We start from the raw sequence: 17,529 nt of genomic DNA on the forward strand, positions 1-17,529 counted from the left end.
GATACACCCGAGCGCTGCTTTAGCACGCCAAACAATCGTTTTGTGGCACGTTTTTTAGGTGAAGCAAGCTTTATTGCAGGCAGCTTTGAAAACGGACAAGTCACTACCTCGATTGGTAATGCGCCGGCTCATGGCGTTGACTGTGAAAGTGGTGATGTTGATGTACTGCTACGCCCTGACGATGTATTGCTTGTACAAAGCAGTGTTGGTAATAACGGCGAAGTCATTTGGGTACGTTTTGAAGGTGGCAGCCGCTTGTGTGCAATAAAATTAGCGTGCTCTACCGTTGTAACTAGCCGAGTAAACCATGAAGTTGTGGTAAACCCAGGCGATGAAGTACATGTTTCATTAAGCACATCACACCCACTAGCGGCTTATAAAGCTATAGACTGATTAAAATATTGATGTAGGTATTAATTTAAACATCAATACTTACTATTTAGACCCAAAATTCAATTTAAATACGTTCCCCGTTAAAACCCTATTACGCTTAAAACTAATACTTTCTACCTTTAAAAATTCACTATAGTCAATAAAAAACAATAATATGCAGGTTAAATTATGAACATCTTGCTATTAATCGGCTGTTGCTGTTTACTGAACAAAGATTAATGTTCAAACAGTTCCCCTCAGATATCGTTTATCAGGTTACGTCTTTTATATTAGTTAAAACCACACACATACATTAAAACACATTATTAAGCATTGCTTTTAGCTAACGTATTATAAAAATAAAGCTATATTTACTCGTATTGGACTTTAATTTACACCCATCAATGGCAAACATGTTGCGGCCTATCAAGTCTTCCTCATCACATATCATCAGCACTTGCGTAAAAAGCGGCTCAATCTGTTCATGCATTTTAGCCACGAAGCCTGCTATTGATGTGTAATGCGGTTGGATATCTCCCGACACACTCATAAATAAAATATTATGCTCGCAAGCCTTTGCAATCCGACGGCTACTGATAAAATCATGTGCATAGCCCAGTAAAATAATCTTTAGCATTACCGAAGGTGGATACGCCGCTGCGCCCGTTTTGTCGTTGTTGTACCACGCGTCAAATCCCGATGAATCGAGTTTATTTTCGACAATATAACAAAGGGCATACTCAAAAGTTCCAGGCAGAATTTGCTCAGCGAAATTGATAGGAATGAATTTATTTTGACAGGATAAGTCAGGCTTGTAGTTAGCCATAACAGTTTACCGTGGGTGAATAATATCTATTAGATTACAGCGAACAGATGGATTCAAGGTTAAAAAGCAACCAAGAATAGTTGGATACGTTCCTAAAAAGAGTAATTTTACAGCCTCAACGCCACATTAAGCGGCAAAATATAGTTGGTTATAATGTTGAACGGAGTGAAAACAACCAACTGTATTTTGTCCGTTTGAATGCCTTATAGTTCGACCAAGCCACTTAATTTAAAAGTAGCTGACTATTATATTAAGTGGAATATGCTTCTGTTGGTTACGAATATTGAATGACAAACATCCAATGTTTTTAACAAGACGTTCGAGCCAACAGAGCACCTCGATTTCAAAATGCATACTCAGGGATTGCCGACCAAGACTATCTATAAGACCTGCGAGAAACGAGATTACACAGCTTGTGCCAGCGAATAACAATCGCTTTATCATTCAGCCGATTCGCTTTTTTGTCATCAACATACAACACTAAGTGCGTATGATTGCTCATGACAGCATAAGCACAGACGTCAATACCAAAATACCTTGGCTAACTCAAGCAGTTTGTCTTCAACCCAGCCTCTACGATGCTCGTAGGATTGACCTGTAAAGTGGTCTTCCCCACATAAAAATGCACGGCGTACGCAACGTGATATGCAATGGTAGTACTTTGTATCAACTAAACTTACTTGACGCTTTCTTGCGATTGCCATAAGACACCCTGCTTATTTTTCACACTGATAAAAGCCTAGTACTTAGTTCACTAAACTGCAAAAAATAGGATAGGTGTCACTATTATTGCCACTTGGCAAGAATTAAGCATTTAAAAATTATTTTTTACCCCCATTACTATTAAAATATTAGCAGTTGTTTTTATTGGTAAGGGGTCTGTCTCCAGTCGTGAGTTTTGTGTTAGCAATAGTGCAGTAGTCGCGATAAATAGTTAAGTGCTTATAAGCGTTAAACATTCAAATAATTAGTATCGATTTTATTAAATCTGTCATCTATTTAGGTTAATAACAAATAGCTGCCAAGTGGGTGTGAGTTTCATTTATTTATTGAAAGAAGTGATTTATGGCATTAGTGGTTGGTCAAAACATCTTAATTGAAAAGATTGGTTGTGTTGAAGTTGATTTTGCATGGCGTAGCTTGAAAAGTGACTTGAATTTGGCGATTCATGCCGTCGCTTTCTCTAATGGTGCTGTGCTTGCAAAGTCACCTGTTGATCCCAAAAAGTGGACACAGCCTGATGCCGTAAATCAAGATAATTCTGGACGACATTTTACCATTCAGTTTCCACAACTTGCTTCAAAGGTTGATAGGATTGCTTTTTATGGTTTTTTACCTGAAAACAGTCATTATTCTTTAAAACAGATGAGCCATTTTCAAATTAGAGTTAACGATTTATCCCTCGGGCGATTAGCCAAAATGGATGTGCAAGCGTTTAATGAGACACATAAAGGTGTGTTGCTTTTTGAGTTTTATAAACATAACAATATGTGGAAGTTAGGCTATAAAAGTTTACCTTTGAAGACCAGTTATTTAACGGCTTTAACCCAGTTAGGGATCCGTTTTATTAAGTCGGCTGCGTCTGGAGACTCAAAAGCTGCATCAATGCCTCAGCATGAAGAAAGTGAAGTAGAAACGGTGACTCACCCATTAAATAATAGTTTGATTGATAATGTTGAATTAAAAAAAGGTCAAAACTTATCACTAAGCGAGCACTTTAATCACTGCTCTGCGATCACCTGTAAACTTAATGTCGTGCCTAAAATTGATGATTTAGCATTAAATGTGGTCGCCATCAATCGTGATAATAAAGTTAATAATATTAAAGATTTTTTATATCACGAAAATACAATATTACGTGGAGAGGGGGTTAAACTCGATGATTCGGAGATTTCGATTAATATTGACCTCTTGCCATCAGATGTCACTAAAATTCAAATTTTAGTGACCAGACGAGCTAGCAGTAAGCGTATTAATAGTGCTGACTTTATTGAGTTGAGCTTGAGCAATACCTACACTGAACAAAAAATGGCAAAATATGTCTGCGAAACGACTGATAAAAATTATAATACGATGGTGTTGTTAAACTTTTATCGTCATCACAAAGGTTGGTCAATTCGAGCTGTTGGGCAAGGTTTTTCAACTGGTTTAGAGAAAATCGGAGAGCGTTATCAATTTTCACCCCCTAAATTACGTTATGTCCCTCCTCAAGCACCATTATCATCCATTTCATTAGAGCAAGAAATTGCAGCTTTTGAAGCAGAGAATAAAACGGCAGTAGATAAGCATAAAAAAATGCAGTCTTTATCTTATATGTTGATGGGGATAGCAGCATTACTTGTGCTGTTAACGTTTAGCCGTTTATTGTTTTTACCGCTTGCATGTTTATTAGGTGGGCTCGGATGGTATTTATTCCAGCGTGCTTCTAAAGCATTAAAGGCGATTCAAGATGAACGTTTTGAACGTTTAGTTTTAAATATGATCAAAGGCAATAACTATCAACTAACCCCCTTTGATATTGCGACTCACTGTCGAGTTAATATTGAAAGAGCAACAGAAATGTTAGACAAACTTTGTGGCCAGGGGCTAGGACATACTGCGATTAATAGAGAGGGTGCTATTTTTTATGATTTTTCTAGCCTTAAAAACTCAACGCGTTGATTTGCTTAAACATAAAGACCAAATGCAAAAATAACCCCCCCATTTTTTTATGTCTACGTTTTGAAACTTTTTTCTCTTCTTGATTCAAATACAAAAGCTCAACTCCTCGCTAATGACCTAACGAGCCTGTAGATTAACTCGTTTTTTTATTTATTTTTGTAGCATTTTACTCTCCCATTAGGTCTTCAAGTGATGGTGAATCTGGATCATATTTTTCATTTAAAAATGAATCCATCTCATCTTCTTTTTCCTCTATTTTCTTTAAAAAGAATTCATATGCTTCAGGTTGTAATATAACTCCTAAAACCTTTCCATTATCATCTTCGATAATGATATCTTCTCCCTCTAAAGGATCTGGGTTAATCACGCGATCCAATATTTGTTTAGGAAGCTCACTGCTTTTTATTTTCATCTGACTCTCCTTGATTTAGGATTAAAAGCTAACGAGCCTGTAGATTAACTCGTTTTTTATTTATTTTTATTGATAAACAAACCATAGCTGAGTTCCTATTTTGGTTCAATCGATTACTGTATTTTTACGCAGCATATAAAGAAGTGTTTGGTGTTGTTTAAATTGGCGTTTTGGACGGGATTACGAGTGGTTGAGTGGCTTTTATTTCGGTTAAAAGGGCTTTCCCTCATCAATGCATCGTGTTTTGCAGTTTTTCTATATTATGAACAAGGCAATACAGTTGCCGCAGTGTAAAGTAAAGGTATTCACTTTTGTTTGACCCCGTAAGGTCAATTTATTCATGCCTTTATTTACTGTAATGTTCCGCTTTTTATTTAAAGGAAAACCGGTTCGATACAGCCGAGTCATTTACCATTATTTTATAAACAGCTGTCGTTATCCGATTGGGCTGTATATTTTTGCTTTCATTTTATCTACATAGTTCAGCTTTTCGCATGATTCATGCATTTATAATAATGCACTCTTCATACTGTTTTTGTTGGCTTTTCTCGTAATGATTAGGATGGGTGTCATCCTAATTCTTGTCTTTTATGGTTAGATGAAAAAGCGGCCTCTAAAAGCCGCTTTACTTTTTATAATGAATAGTCAGTAAAGAGTTAATAATAAATATGTGATATGAAAACAAGAAATATCTATATTATTTAAACTGCCAAATCGGGATGTTATAGACCTGAAATAAAGACTAAGATGTAACCGATGATTAGAACTTAAAGTTAATTATATCAATTTAAAGTTTTCAGGCTTATCACAGTCAAATAAAGTAAACTGGTCGATTTTATTTATTTCTTTAAAATCTAAAACATTTACGCCTAGGTTAAACATTTCATCTGATAATGAATTAAAAGCATCATAAAGTTTAGTGCTTTTAAATTTAGGCTTATCCACCACAAATAAAAAATCAGTACCTTTTATTACATTTGAGTTTAACAGGTGCTTAACTCTAGAAATCCAAAATTCACCGTGGTCAATCAACTTTAAAGGTGAATTTTGGTGGAAACTTAATGGTTTAACTGCCTTCATTTTAAACTCATTTTTTGCAACTAATGGCAATTCAAAAGACATATAGTTAGCATCAAGTTTTCTTTTTGTATACTTATATTTGCTTACCTTATCTAGATGCATTTTTACATTTTTTAAAATCAAAGACTCTCTGTGCTCTTTCGTATTAAAATTTCTTCCAACATATTGTTTGAAAAGATCATCTAACACTTCATCGAAAGCTTTTGTTGTCAACAATGCTGATGTATCACTATAAGTTAAAAAGCCTTCCTTTTTTCTAGTAACTTCATCCATAAAACCAGTCAATTCTCGTCCTCGAATCCCATACGTAAAATCTTTTACTCTTTGGAGCTCAGAAGTAAACATTTCTATGGCATTTGAATATAATTGACCATCTAAGTCATCAAAAAAATTAGAAACTCTAGCAAATCTTTTATTAGCTAATTTAAATAAAACCTTACCATCATTAGGGGCATGTAAAACTACACCTACATTTGCAAACTCTTGAGTTTCAGTGAATGGCATAAAACGGATCACTGAATAACGAACTAAATTTTTCATTTTATACCCTCCCAAAATTCAGGCTCACGAAAACGGCATAACTCTACTCGAATTTTATCCAAAATACCATGTTCACCACAGTTATCAAGCCAATATTTTGGAATCATTCTAAATATTTGATCAAGTTTTCCTATTGCGAGTTCGAATAGGTCCATGTAATTTTCTTTCTCAAAAAGTTCCATCTGACTAGAAAACCAAGCATCTTGGGCAACGTGTAATTTTTTAAAATCATCTAAAGTTTCAATAAAGTCTTCTGAGAAAGCTAAATTATGATCCAAAACAAAAAGCCTAGCAAAACTAGAATCTATAAAAAGATTAGGGTTCCCCCCCATCTTTGTTAATGTTCTATCACTGTTTAGAATCCAATAATCAAAAATAAAAAGTAGCTTTAAATGTTCTGAATTTAACTTTTGTAACGCTACAAAAGGAACATCTTGTATATTTTCCATATACTTTGAGGCAAACCAATCTCCTTCCTCGAGATCATACGTACTATATTCTAATAAAGCGTTATCGATATAAGCTATATGAAAGTCCGGTATAGGCAAACCTATGGCTTTACCTAATTGCCCACATACAAACTCATTTATCAATCCTTTATAAGTAGTATTAGGGCCTTTTACAACATATTGAACCTGTTGGTCATCAACACAAAGGTAAGGCCCTGTTTGACCTTGGCTTAACTTTCTAATAATCTTTTCTATATAAATCATAATTATGAAAGTTTCCTCTAAATTGTGTCCCTTCAATCAAATTAACTTCATGCATTGAACTATTGGGTGAATCGCTCTGTAATTACGCAAGCTTATTTAATAGGGCTTACTAAAAAAGTATATGCTGCACTTCTTGCGAAGTGCAGCATATAAATACTTTCTATAACGCACCTATGTGTTTATTGTTTACCAATCACTTCAAGCCCACCCATGTATGGGCGTAACACTTCTGGTACTACTACTGTGCCATCGGCTTGTTGGTAGTTTTCTAGTATGGCTACTAGTGTACGGCCAACGGCTAAGCCTGAACCATTTAGTGTATGTAGTAGCTCTGGCTTTTTAACTCCTTCACGGCGAAAACGTGCTTGCATACGGCGAGCCTGAAAATCAGCCATGTTTGAACATGATGAAATTTCGCGGTATGTGTCTTGAGCAGGTAGCCATACTTCTAAATCGTAGGTTTTAGCTGAGCCAAAGCCCATGTCGCCCATACATAAAATCACTTTACGGTACGGAAGTTCTAGCGCTTGTAGTATTTGCTCTGCATGACCTGTTAACTCTTCAAGCGTTGCCATTGAGTCTTCTGGTTTTACAAGTTGTACTAATTCAACTTTATCAAACTGATGCTGACGAATTAAGCCACGTGTATCGCGGCCATAGCTGCCTGCTTCACTTCTAAAGCACGGAGTGTGGGCAACTAAGCGGATTGGTAAATCGCTTTCGTCGTAAATTTCGTCGCGCGCGCTGTTAGTAAGCGGTACCTCTGCTGTAGGAATTAAGCTAAAGCCGGCTTGTTGTTCGCCATCGTCGTTTACAAGGCCTAATGTGTGGAACAAATCACCCGCAAATTTAGGTAATTGGCTTGTGCCGTAAAGGCTTGCGCTATTTACTAAGTACGGTACATACATTTCGGTGTAGCCGTTTTTATCTGCGTGTGTATCTAGCATAAATTGCGTTAGTGCACGGTGCATACGCGCTACTTGGCCACGCATTACGGTAAAGCGTGCGCCACTAATTTTAACGCCCATTTCAAAGTCTAAGCCGTTTAGGTCTTGACCTACATCTACGTGGTCTTTTACTTCAAAATCGAATTTTTTAGGTGTTCCCCACGTTAAAATTTCAACGTTGTCGTCTTCGTCTTTACCCGCAGGTACCGACTCGTCTGGCAAGTTTGGAATTGCTAAAGCAATGTCATTAATCGCGTTTAGTACTTCGTCTTGCGCTTTTTTAGTAGCATCCAATTCATCGCCTATCTTACCTACTTCATCAAACAATGGTTGAGCATCTTCGCCTTTCGCTTTAGCTTGGCCAATTTTCTTCGATAAAGAGTTACGTTGACTTTGAAGTTCTTGCGTTTTTACTTGTAATGTTTTGCGTTTTTCTTCAAGTGCCGTTACCGTCGCTACATCGAGTTCGTAACCGCGCGCTGCTAAACGTGCTGCAGTTTGTTCGATGTCTTGACGTAAAAATTTAGAATCTAACATGTTAGTTTTTTAACCTTTTTGCATTACTAGCTGAAGGCCCAGCCAAGCCATAAAAATACACACCATCACGTTTAAGATGATATTGAGGGCCATTTTAATAAAGTGACCTTGTTGTAATAACAACAACGAGTCCATTGAGAATGTTGAAAAGGTGGTTAATGCACCTAAAAAGCCAATACCGATAAGGGTTTTGGCGGGGCTAGCGGTGATAATTTCTTTATCTATCAAACCGTACAAAATGCCCATTAACAATGAACCCAGAATATTAACCGTCAACGTGCCAAAAGGGAATCCCCTACCGAGGAGTTTTAGCATGCTTTCGCTAATAAAAAACCGTAAACACGCACCTGAAGCTCCGCCAAGTGCAATCATCATATAAAGTTTAATCATTTTCGTACCGTTTAAGTGGGCTTTGCGCATCGCGCTCTTTTAGGTAATCGAGTTTTTGTTTAATTTTTTGCTCAAGTCCGCGATCGCTCGGTAAGTAATATTCCTTACCTTCCATTTCTGGCGGTAAGTACTTTTCACCTGCGGCAAATGCGCCTTCTTCGTTATGTGCATAGCGGTACTCGGCGCCGTAACCTAAGTCTTTCATTAAGTTGGTTGGGGCATTGCGTAAATGCTCTGGCACGGGGTAACTTGGCTCGTTTTGAGCATCAGCCTTAGCTTGATTAAATGCCATATACACCGCATTACTTTTAGGTGCACTGGCTAAATACAATGTGGCTTGTGCAATAGCGCGCTCACCTTCGCTTGGGCCTACTCGCTGAAATATATCCCATGCGTTTAGGGCCACTTCCATCGCACGCGGATCGGCGTTACCTATGTCTTCTGTGGCAATAGCAAGTAATCGCCTTGCTACGTATAGAGGGTCACCGCCACCAGCTAAAATTCGACAATACCAATACAGTGCACCATCGGGGGAACTACCACGTACTGATTTGTGAAAGGCTGATATTAAATCGTAAAACTCATCGCCGCCTTTGTCGTATTTTGCTAAATGCGTTGGTAACACTTGGCTAAGTACGTGCTCGTCTACGTTGTATTGCCCGTTTTGCTCAGTTGTTAAGTCAACCGCTTGTTCAAGTAAGTTAAGTACTTTGCGGGCATCGCCACCACTTGCTTGGCACAATGCCTTTTTAGCGTTGTCGGCAATAGTTATGTGCTTTTGGCTTAGCTGCTCGTCTTGTTTAAGTGCGCGCTCTATTACGGTGTATAAGTCGGTGTCGGCAAGCGATTTTAAAACATACACACGCGCACGCGATAAAATAGCGTTGTTAAGGGCGAACGAGGGGTTTTCGGTGGTTGCGCCTACAAATATAAAGGTGCCGTCTTCAATGTGCGGTAAAAACGCATCTTGCTGAGATTTATTAAAGCGGTGAACCTCGTCAACAAACATAAGGGTGCGTTGGCCACGGCTTTCTAGGTTATCGCGCGCTTGCGTTACGCTGTCGCGAATATCTTTTACACCTGCGGTTACCGCTGACATTTGAATAAGTGAAGCATCAGCATGGTTCGCAATTATTTGCGCAAGCGTTGTTTTACCCACACCAGGCGGGCCCCATAAAATCAAACTATGGCAGCGCCCTGCTACAATAGCTTGATGCAGTGGTTTATCGGCGCTTAATAAGTGCTGTTGACCAATGTATTCATCAAGCGTTGTAGGGCGCATACGCGCGGCAAGTGGGCGTACATCGGGCCCAAAATTAAAACCTAAATTACTCACCGTTACTCTGATCGTCTATTTCAACACCTTCTGGAGGCGTAAATTCAAAAGTACTTTTATCAAGCGATACGTTTACTTGGGCATTGTTAAACGTAAACGACGATAGCTGCCCTGAGTTATCGGTTACTACTAATTCAGCAAGACCTTGCTCGTTACCTGCAAACATTATATCAAGTTGCTCTACTTGGCTTTCTACGCCTTTATTTGGCGTTACGCTAAAGCCTGTATTTGTTGCAAGTACGCTGTATTTTTCCCACTGTGCTGGGTCTTTTGATGTAAGCAGCACAAACGGAGTTGAATCGATTAGGCTGCTGGTTTTCATAATAGTTACTTGCTCAGCAAAGCTGTCGAAGTAATATGTTTTATCACCGTTTGATACAAATAACGTATCGTCTGGGTTTGTTTGTTGCCAGCGGATCATCATAGGCTGTTGAAGCGCTATTGTGCCCTCGCCTTGCATAACTGCTTGGCCTTCTTTGTCTGTTACTTTTTGTGCAAACTGCGCTTTAAAACTTTTTAAAGTGGCGAGTCTGTCTTGTAATGCTTGGCTGTCGTCAGCAAAGCTTGGTGCGGCAAATACACTGCCTAACACTAATAATAAGGCGTTAAATTTTTTCATTAATTTGCTCCATTAGGTACTAATACATCGCGAGCACCATTATGACCTGGTGAACTTACGATACCTGATGTTTCCATTTGTTCTACTAAGCGTGCTGCGCGGTTATAGCCAACACGTAATTTACGCTGTACTGATGAAACCGACACTTTACCGGTTTCTACTACAAACGACACTGCTTCGTCGTATAATGGATCATTTTCTTCATCTGCATTTTCGCTTGCTTCACCTGGCAATAAAATATCTTCACTGGCATCACCATTTAATATTTCATCTATGTAATTTGTTTTAGAACGTGCTTTCCAATCGTTTACGACGGCATGTACTTCGTGATCGTCTACAAATGCGCCATGTACACGCTCTGGTACACTAGTGCCTGGTGGTAAATAAAGCATATCACCCATACCAAGTAAGTTTTCTGCGCCTTGTTGGTCAAGTATGGTACGCGAGTCTATTTTACTTGATACCTGAAACGCCATACGCGTTGGTATATTTGCTTTAATTAAACCTGTTATTACATCTACAGACGGGCGCTGCGTTGCCAGTATTAAATGAATACCTGCCGCACGTGCTTTTTGGGCTATGCGGGCAATCAGCTCTTCTACTTTTTTACCAACAATCATCATCATGTCGGCAAATTCGTCAATTACCACTACAATGCTTGGTAATTTACCTAGTTCCTCTGGTCCTTCTTTCATGCCGTCGGTGTCTTTAAATAATGGGTCAAGAATTGGGTAGCCCGCTTCTTTTGCATCAAGTACTTTTTGGTTGTAACCTTTTAGGTTACGTACACCTAACGCCGACATTAATTTATAACGACGTTCCATTTCGCCTACACACCAACGCAGCGCGTTAGCGGCTTCTTTCATATCGGTTACTACTTCACACAATAAATGCGGGATGCCTTCATATACTGAAAGCTCAAGCATTTTCGGGTCAATCATGATCATGCGAACATCTTCAGGACCCGATTTGTAAAGCAAGCTTAATATCATGACATTAACGCCCACTGACTTACCTGAACCGGTTGTACCCGCTACCAGTAAGTGTGGCATTTTCCCTAGGTCAGCACACACCGGCTGACCGGCAATGTCTTTACCTAGCACCATGGTGAGTGGCGATGGGTTTTGTTCAAATTTTGGTGCGTTTATCACTTCCGATAAACGTACTATTTCACGGTGTTTATTAGGAAGCTCTATCCCTACATATGTTTTACCCGGAATAACTTCTACAACACGTACACTAATTGCCGAAAGCGAACGGGCTAAATCTTTTGCTAAACCTGTAATTTTAGACACTTTTATACCAGGTGCTAAATCTAACTCAAAACGCGTAACAACGGGGCCCGGATATACCGCTACAACCGTTGCCTGTACGTTAAAATCGAGTAATTTTGTCTCTACTAGGCGCGATACTGTATCGAGCTCTTCTTGCGAAATAGGATTTTTAGCTTTATCTGGTCTGTCGAGTAAATCGAGCGACGGTAATGGTCCTGGTGGTGGCTCTTGTGTTAATAGCTGCTCAAACTTTTCTTTAGCTGTTGGCGGCGGCTGATACGCTGGTTTTGGCTTAGGCATTGGTCTGGCTGGTGATACAACCGTTGTAACTGGTTTTTCAGGCTCTATAACAGGGCTCTGATCGAGCGCATTTAACGCAGCCTCAGTGTCCATTGGCTCGTCGTCTATGGCGCTAAAACCAATTTCTTGATCGAGTATGTCATCAAGCTCGTCAAATGGCATAAAATCGTCGCTAATCTGCGGCTCATTAAATGGCGCTTGTGGTTTGTTAATTGCTTTTTGCTTATTCGATTTTTTAGCTGATGCTGGTAATTCTATTTGTTCATGAATATCATCTTCAAAATAGGCATCGGCTCGTTCGTTGTCGTTATTGGCGTTACCAGCAACACGCTCTCGATGCATCCAGCCTTGTGCGTAAGTGGTAATAAAACGATAAAACCGAACGACTAAATCGCCTAGCCAATCAACAAACTCAACCCACGACACACCTGTTAAAAGTGTTAATCCTGCAAAAAAGAAACACAATAATAATATGGTTGTGCCTGTAAAATTAAATGCCGGCATCATTGCCGACTCTATTACATCGCCCACTACCCCACCTGATGAAAAATTATAAATGTCATCAAAATTAATGCTGCTAATAGCGGTAGCTGAGGTAATAAATAGAGCAAAGCCTATAACGCGAAGTGCTAATGTGGTGTAGTCGAGTTGAAAAATTCGGTGAGGTTGTTTAAATAATAAATAACCAAATATTTGAATTGCAGCCGGCACAAAATAAGCAAGCCAGCCAAAAGTAAGTAATAATATATCAGCAATCCACGCACCCGCAGCGCCAGTAATGTTTCTGACTTCACTAAAGCTTGTTTGCGACCATGCAGCATCTGCTGGATCAAAACTGATTAAGGCACATAAAATAAATATTGCCGTAAAGGTGCTGATTATCAGCCCTGTTTCTAATAGTCTTTGCACACCATTTAGGCGCATAGTTCCCTATTCCTCTTTATTATTCTATTTACACTCACTTAGCAGTGAAATACCTTAGCAGGAAATGTAATTTGTTGCACTTTATCTTAATGCTGATGACCTGATAATGAACAAGTTTTTATAATTTAGGCTCATATTAATTAAAGGCTGTTGAACTTTAAGGCTGATTTTAACTTAACTCAAAAATCAGCTGCTTATAATATAGCTGCAATATAAATAATATTAAGCAATATAAGGGCGAATTATAACACCCACCTCACCTTTAACTTCTTCCATTACTACATAAGTGCGGCTTTCACTCACATTTGGTAGCTTTAATAATATGTCACCTAAAACGCCTCGGTACTCTGACATATCGTTTACGCGGGTTTTTAATAAAAAATCAAAATTACCCGATACTAAGTGGCATTCTATAATCTCTTCGTGCTTTTTTACCGCTGCACTAAATTCGTCAAATACGTCAGGAGATGTTTTTGTAATTGTTACTTCTACATACACCGATAAACCTTGTCCTAACTTAGCTGGATCGACCACTGCTTTGTAACCCAGTATATAACCTTCTCGTTCTAGCTTTTTTACGCGCTCCAGACAGGGCGTGGCGCTTAGCCCAACTCGTCGGGTCAATTCTACATTTGAAAGCCGCCCATCGTGCTGCAACTCCATTAAAATTTTACGGTCAATTCGGTCTAATAATTGATGCATATACCCAGCTAGTTTTTTATTCTGTTTATTTTAATTATTTAGATGATAACACTAGATTTGACTTTAAAAAAGGTGAGACACACGGGCTTATGATGAATATAATAGTGGAAAATGTTAATCCGTTCTTAATAAGGCAAAAGTTATGATTATTGGTGTACCTAAAGAAATTAAAAACCATGAATACCGTGTAGGTATGGTTCCTGCGAGTGTTCGTGAATTAGTAAACCACGGTCACCAAGTGATTGTAGAAACAGACGCGGGCATGGGGATTGGTTTTACTAACGAAGATTACACTCTTGCAGGTGCTGAAATTTTAACAACTGCTGCTGACGTTTTCGCTAAAGCAGACATGATTGTTAAAGTAAAAGAGCCACAAGCAGTTGAACGTGCAATGTTACGTGAAGACCAAATCCTTTTCACTTACTTACACCTTGCACCTGATCTTCCGCAAACTGAAGACCTTGTAAAAAGCAAAGCTATTTGTATTGCATACGAGACTGTAACTGACTCTCGCGGTGGTTTACCGCTTCTTGCTCCTATGAGCGAAGTTGCTGGTCGTATGTCTATTCAAGCTGGTGCACAAGCGCTAGAAAAATCTAACCACGGTCGTGGCATGCTACTAGGTGGCGTACCAGGCGTTGAAGCTGCTAAAGTTGTTGTAATTGGCGGCGGCATGGTTGGTCGTAGCGCAGCTCAAATGGCTGTTGGCCTTGGAGCTGAAGTTGTAGTTCTTGATCGTAACATCGATGTATTACGTGCACTAGACGCGCAATTTGGTAATAAAGTAAAAGCTATTTACTCAACTGCTGATGCACTAGAAAAACACGTACTAGAAGCTGATTTAGTAATTGGTGGCGTACTAATTCCAGGTGCAGCGGCACCTAAACTAGTCACTGCTGCGCACATTAAAGCAATGAAACCTGGTTCTGCAATTGTTGACGTTGCAATCGACCAAGGTGGCTGTATTGCTACTTCTAAAGCAACTACGCATGCTGATCCTACTTTCATTGTTGATGAAGTTGTTCACTACTGTGTTGCTAACATGCCTGGCGCTGTTCCACGCACATCTACGTTTGCACTTAACAATGCAACATTGCCTTTCATCATTAACCTTGCTAACAAAGGTTATAAAAAGGCGCTACTAGATGACGCTCACTTCTTAAAAGGCTTAAACGTAATTAAAGGTCAAGTAACTTACAAAGAAGTAGCTGAAGCGTTCAACATGGAATATGTTGACCCACGCACAGCGGTAGAAAACGCATAATTTAGCGTTTGTGTAGTTAGGTTGGTATTAAGTAATGTAGCTACCTAACTACAACCCATAAAAAAAGCAGCTAATTAGCTGCTTTTTTTGTGTTTAAATTTTAGATTTAGATAAACTGGTTTAGATAAAACGCTTAATTATAAAATCTACTTTTACGCGCTTAGCTTGACCAAGTAGCTTTTTAACTGGCTGCGGATAATCATCCATTGTTTCTAAATCATCAGGACCTGTTAAACGACGGCAGTGCTGTAAAATTTCCTGCTTTTCGTTATCAATCGCTTCCATAATTGTTTGCTCTGGGTCTTCTATTAAAATACCGTTTTCGATATCTAATCCCCAAGCACGCGGGTTAAGGTTATGCCCACTTAACAAATGGTTTTTACGATCAGAACAAATACCTTTTAAATGAAACGAATTACTTTCGTGCTTCCACAAGTACACATTTAAATTACCGTTATCTATATGACGCTTTTGCGATTTTACAAACTTATGCAAAATAGTCTCGTATAAGTAAGGTAACGCGCCAATTTTACTGAATGGCTCACTTGGCGGTACATAAAAGTCGTTTGCTGTTTTATCGCCTACAACAATAGTGACTTGCTTACCTTGTTTTAATAATCGACGCAGTGATCGCATAAGCGGCGCTGGAAAATTAAAGTAAGGAGTATAAAGAATCAGCTCTTGCTCTGTAGTATCAAATAGCGCTTTTATTAATCGGTTAAGCTCGTTATTACGACGTCCTAACCCTAAAAATAAACGAATACCTAATGCTTGTGTATTTTGTAATTTAGCGCTTTCGTAACTTGCGGCTTTTAAATCACGCATTAATTGTTTTTGATCAAGTTTAAAGTCGTGTAAATGTTTAAGCGGTCGCGTGTCAATGCGCGGCACAGCCACTGAACTAAGTAGCTTTGATTCAATAAAATCGACTACTGAGTTACACAGCTCTCTTTGCGTTATTAAAAAGTATCGGTCGAGTCTATAGCGTTCGTTATATTGCAAATACACATTATTTAAGCTCGCACCGCTATAAAGTAAGGTATCGTCAATTACAAAACCTTTTAAATGCAATACGCCAAAAAGCTCTTTGGCTTTAACGGGTACACCATAAACTTGTACGTTCGATTTAAACTTTTCTAAATCGTCACAATATAAACTTGCGTTGCCGTCTGACTTATCTGCGCCAATTAAACCGCGTTGCGCGCGATGAAAATCCACCAGCACTTTTATCTCAAGTGCCGGGTTGTCCAATGACACACGATGCAGCGCGTCTAAAATTTCGCGTCCTGCTTCGTCATCTTGTAAATACAACGCAGTTATATAAATTCGTTTTTTTGCATTGCTAATTAAACGTAGCAGTTGCGTACGATAATCTTGCGCATTGGTTAAGACGTTAACGTCTTTTGAAGTCAACCCGAATGCGGGTTTTTCCTGCCAAAATAACATAGATGCCTATTAACTAAGGTCACATAATCTGTAAGTGACAAATAAAATTATTTAAAACATAACAAAAAAAACTTAAGTGGTCATGAATTAACGCAGTTTTGTTGCCTGTTAGTCTATTAATTGAGCTACTTTAGTTTATTAACTACAAAAACCACACTCTCTAGTACATAAAAATGCACAGCTTTTCGATTTACAAAAAAATAAAATCACAGATTTTGTTTACTTCTGCCTTGTTTTTCTTAGAATCGAGCGCATTAAAGACCGTATTAAACGTTTAGGATAAAATAATGACTGAAGCAAAACATTGTAAGCTACTAATTTTAGGCTCTGGCCCAGCTGGTTATACTGCCGCAGTATATGCAGCACGTGCAAATTTAAACCCTGTTTTAATTACAGGCATTCAACAAGGTGGTCAGTTAACAACCACTACTGAAGTTGAAAACTGGCCTGGTGATGCACACGGCTTAACGGGTCCTGCATTAATGGATCGTATGAAAGAGCACGCTGAGCGCTTTGAAACTGAAATTGTGTTTGATCACATCAATAAAGTAGATGTATCTAAACGCCCTTTCACACTAACTGGCGACCAAGGTACTTACACATGTGATGCGCTAATCATTGCAACAGGTGCCTCTGCTAAGTATTTAGGTCTTGAGTCTGAAACTAAATTTCAGGGTCGTGGTGTTTCGGCTTGTGCTACTTGTGACGGTTTTTTCTATAAAGGTCAAAAAGTAGCGGTTGTTGGTGGTGGTAATACAGCGGTTGAAGAAGCGCTTTACCTATCTAACATTGCTGACGAAGTACATGTTATTCATCGTCGTGATAGTTTCCGCAGTGAAAAAATACTAGCAGATCGTCTTGCTGAAAAAGCAGCTAACGGTAATGTAGTAATGCATTACAACCGCACGCTTGACGAAGTATTAGGCGATCAAATGGGTGTAACAGGCGTTCGTATTAAAGATGCAAACTCTGATGCAACTGAAGAACTCGATTTAGCAGGCGTATTTATTGCGATTGGTCATAAACCAAATACTGATATGTTTGTTGGTCAATTAGAAATGAAAGATGGCTACTTAGTTGTAGAGTCTGGTCTTAACGGCAACGCAACACAAACAAGCGTAGAAGGCGTTTTTGCTGCAGGTGATGTGTCTGACCATATTTACCGTCAAGCAATCACATCAGCCGG

General features: G+C 38.9%; 15 protein-coding genes and 1 pseudogene. 4 read left to right on the top strand and 12 right to left on the bottom strand.

The annotated features are described in order from the left end of the window. On the top strand, positions 1-393 hold a 393-nt coding region (locus L647_RS0120025), incomplete at its 5' end, for a TOBE domain-containing protein (RefSeq protein ID WP_024612598.1). A 322-nt stretch (positions 394-715) separates the two neighbouring features. Here the strand turns inward: L647_RS0120025 and L647_RS0120030 are convergent. Both L647_RS0120030 and L647_RS1000000125480 read right to left on the bottom strand, forming a co-directional pair. Then, the gene (locus tag L647_RS0120030; RefSeq protein ID WP_024612599.1) at positions 716-1,198 is read right to left on the bottom strand and encodes a transposase; all 483 of its coding nucleotides are present in this window, start codon (positions 1,196-1,198) and stop codon (positions 716-718) included. Between the two features lie 409 nt (positions 1,199-1,607). Continuing rightward, positions 1,608-1,902, bottom strand: a pseudogene (locus tag L647_RS1000000125480) (Mobile element protein); the annotation flags it as partial. Positions 1,903-2,263: 361 nt separating this feature from the next. Here L647_RS1000000125480 and L647_RS0120040 point away from each other — a divergent pair. Further along, positions 2,264-3,859: a TerD family protein gene (locus L647_RS0120040; protein WP_024612601.1), complete on the top strand. Its 1,596-nt coding sequence runs from the start codon at positions 2,264-2,266 to the stop codon at positions 3,857-3,859. Between the two features lie 166 nt (positions 3,860-4,025). Here the strand turns inward: L647_RS0120040 and L647_RS0120045 are convergent, their stop codons facing one another. The 9 genes from L647_RS0120045 to lrp all read right to left on the bottom strand — a co-directional run bounded on the left by L647_RS0120045 (position 4,026) and on the right by lrp (position 13,633). Beyond that, positions 4,026-4,271 carry a hypothetical protein gene (locus L647_RS0120045; protein WP_024612602.1) on the bottom strand — a complete coding sequence of 82 codons (246 nt, stop codon included), beginning with the start codon at positions 4,269-4,271 and terminating at the stop codon, positions 4,026-4,028. 777 nt (positions 4,272-5,048) lie between these two features. After that, positions 5,049-5,891 (bottom strand): DUF3037 domain-containing protein, encoded by an 843-nt coding sequence (locus L647_RS0120050; RefSeq protein ID WP_024612603.1) that lies wholly within the window; start codon positions 5,889-5,891, stop codon positions 5,049-5,051. Next, on the bottom strand, positions 5,888-6,604 hold the full coding sequence (locus tag L647_RS0120055) for a HipA family kinase (RefSeq protein WP_024612604.1): 717 nt from the start codon (positions 6,602-6,604) through the stop codon (positions 5,888-5,890). The genes L647_RS0120050 and L647_RS0120055 overlap by 4 nt, the downstream gene beginning before the upstream one ends. A gap of 179 nt (positions 6,605-6,783) precedes the next feature. Next, a complete protein-coding gene (serS, locus tag L647_RS0120060; RefSeq protein ID WP_024612605.1) occupies positions 6,784-8,088 on the bottom strand; it encodes a serine--tRNA ligase in 1,305 nt (434 codons plus the stop codon). 9 nt (positions 8,089-8,097) lie between these two features. Continuing rightward, positions 8,098-8,478, bottom strand: coding sequence for a fluoride efflux transporter CrcB (gene crcB, locus L647_RS0120065; protein WP_021032117.1), 381 nt, complete (start codon positions 8,476-8,478; stop codon positions 8,098-8,100). Then, positions 8,471-9,814 carry a replication-associated recombination protein A gene (locus L647_RS0120070; protein ID WP_024612606.1) on the bottom strand — a complete coding sequence of 448 codons (1,344 nt, stop codon included), beginning with the start codon at positions 9,812-9,814 and terminating at the stop codon, positions 8,471-8,473. Before L647_RS0120070 ends, crcB begins: the two co-directional genes overlap by 8 nt. Beyond that, positions 9,807-10,433, bottom strand: coding sequence for an outer membrane lipoprotein chaperone LolA (gene lolA, locus L647_RS0120075; protein ID WP_024612607.1), 627 nt, complete (start codon positions 10,431-10,433; stop codon positions 9,807-9,809). Before lolA ends, L647_RS0120070 begins: the two co-directional genes overlap by 8 nt. After that, positions 10,433-12,931: a DNA translocase FtsK 4TM domain-containing protein gene (locus tag L647_RS0120080; RefSeq protein ID WP_024612608.1), complete on the bottom strand. Its 2,499-nt coding sequence runs from the start codon at positions 12,929-12,931 to the stop codon at positions 10,433-10,435. Before L647_RS0120080 ends, lolA begins: the two co-directional genes overlap by 1 nt. 222 nt (positions 12,932-13,153) lie before the next feature. Continuing rightward, positions 13,154-13,633 carry a leucine-responsive transcriptional regulator Lrp gene (lrp, locus tag L647_RS0120085; RefSeq protein ID WP_024612609.1) on the bottom strand — a complete coding sequence of 160 codons (480 nt, stop codon included), beginning with the start codon at positions 13,631-13,633 and terminating at the stop codon, positions 13,154-13,156. A 142-nt stretch (positions 13,634-13,775) separates the two neighbouring features. Between lrp and ald the strand changes: the two genes are divergently transcribed. Beyond that, positions 13,776-14,897 (top strand): alanine dehydrogenase, encoded by a 1,122-nt coding sequence (ald, locus tag L647_RS0120090; protein ID WP_024612610.1) that lies wholly within the window; start codon positions 13,776-13,778, stop codon positions 14,895-14,897. A 120-nt stretch (positions 14,898-15,017) separates the two neighbouring features. Here the strand turns inward: ald and pssA are convergent, their stop codons facing one another. Then, positions 15,018-16,343, bottom strand: coding sequence for a CDP-diacylglycerol--serine O-phosphatidyltransferase (pssA, locus tag L647_RS0120095; RefSeq protein WP_024612611.1), 1,326 nt, complete (start codon positions 16,341-16,343; stop codon positions 15,018-15,020). Between the two features lie 287 nt (positions 16,344-16,630). Between pssA and trxB the strand changes: the two genes are divergently transcribed. Then, positions 16,631-17,529: thioredoxin-disulfide reductase (trxB, locus tag L647_RS0120100; protein ID WP_024612612.1), on the top strand; the 899-nt coding region annotated here is incomplete at its 3' end.

This window comes from Pseudoalteromonas sp. TB64 (genome assembly GCF_000498095.1).
Lineage (GTDB): Bacteria > Pseudomonadota > Gammaproteobacteria > Enterobacterales > Alteromonadaceae > Pseudoalteromonas.

Coding starts and splice junctions, on each gene's coding strand:
- L647_RS0120030 (WP_024612599.1), bottom strand. CDS start 1,198: ATGGCTAACTACAAGCCTGACTTATCCTGTCAAAATAAATTCATTCCT.
- L647_RS0120045 (WP_024612602.1), bottom strand. CDS start 4,271: ATGAAAATAAAAAGCAGTGAGCTTCCTAAACAAATATTGGATCGCGTG.
- L647_RS0120080 (WP_024612608.1), bottom strand. CDS start 12,931: ATGCGCCTAAATGGTGTGCAAAGACTATTAGAAACAGGGCTGATAATC.
- L647_RS0120040 (WP_024612601.1), top strand. CDS start 2,264: ATGGCATTAGTGGTTGGTCAAAACATCTTAATTGAAAAGATTGGTTGT.
- lolA (WP_024612607.1), bottom strand. CDS start 10,433: ATGAAAAAATTTAACGCCTTATTATTAGTGTTAGGCAGTGTATTTGCC.
- L647_RS0120050 (WP_024612603.1), bottom strand. CDS start 5,891: ATGAAAAATTTAGTTCGTTATTCAGTGATCCGTTTTATGCCATTCACT.
- ald (WP_024612610.1), top strand. CDS start 13,776: ATGATTATTGGTGTACCTAAAGAAATTAAAAACCATGAATACCGTGTA.
- L647_RS0120055 (WP_024612604.1), bottom strand. CDS start 6,604: ATGATTTATATAGAAAAGATTATTAGAAAGTTAAGCCAAGGTCAAACA.
- serS (WP_024612605.1), bottom strand. CDS start 8,088: ATGTTAGATTCTAAATTTTTACGTCAAGACATCGAACAAACTGCAGCA.
- lrp (WP_024612609.1), bottom strand. CDS start 13,633: ATGCATCAATTATTAGACCGAATTGACCGTAAAATTTTAATGGAGTTG.
- pssA (WP_024612611.1), bottom strand. CDS start 16,343: ATGTTATTTTGGCAGGAAAAACCCGCATTCGGGTTGACTTCAAAAGAC.
- crcB (WP_021032117.1), bottom strand. CDS start 8,478: ATGATTAAACTTTATATGATGATTGCACTTGGCGGAGCTTCAGGTGCG.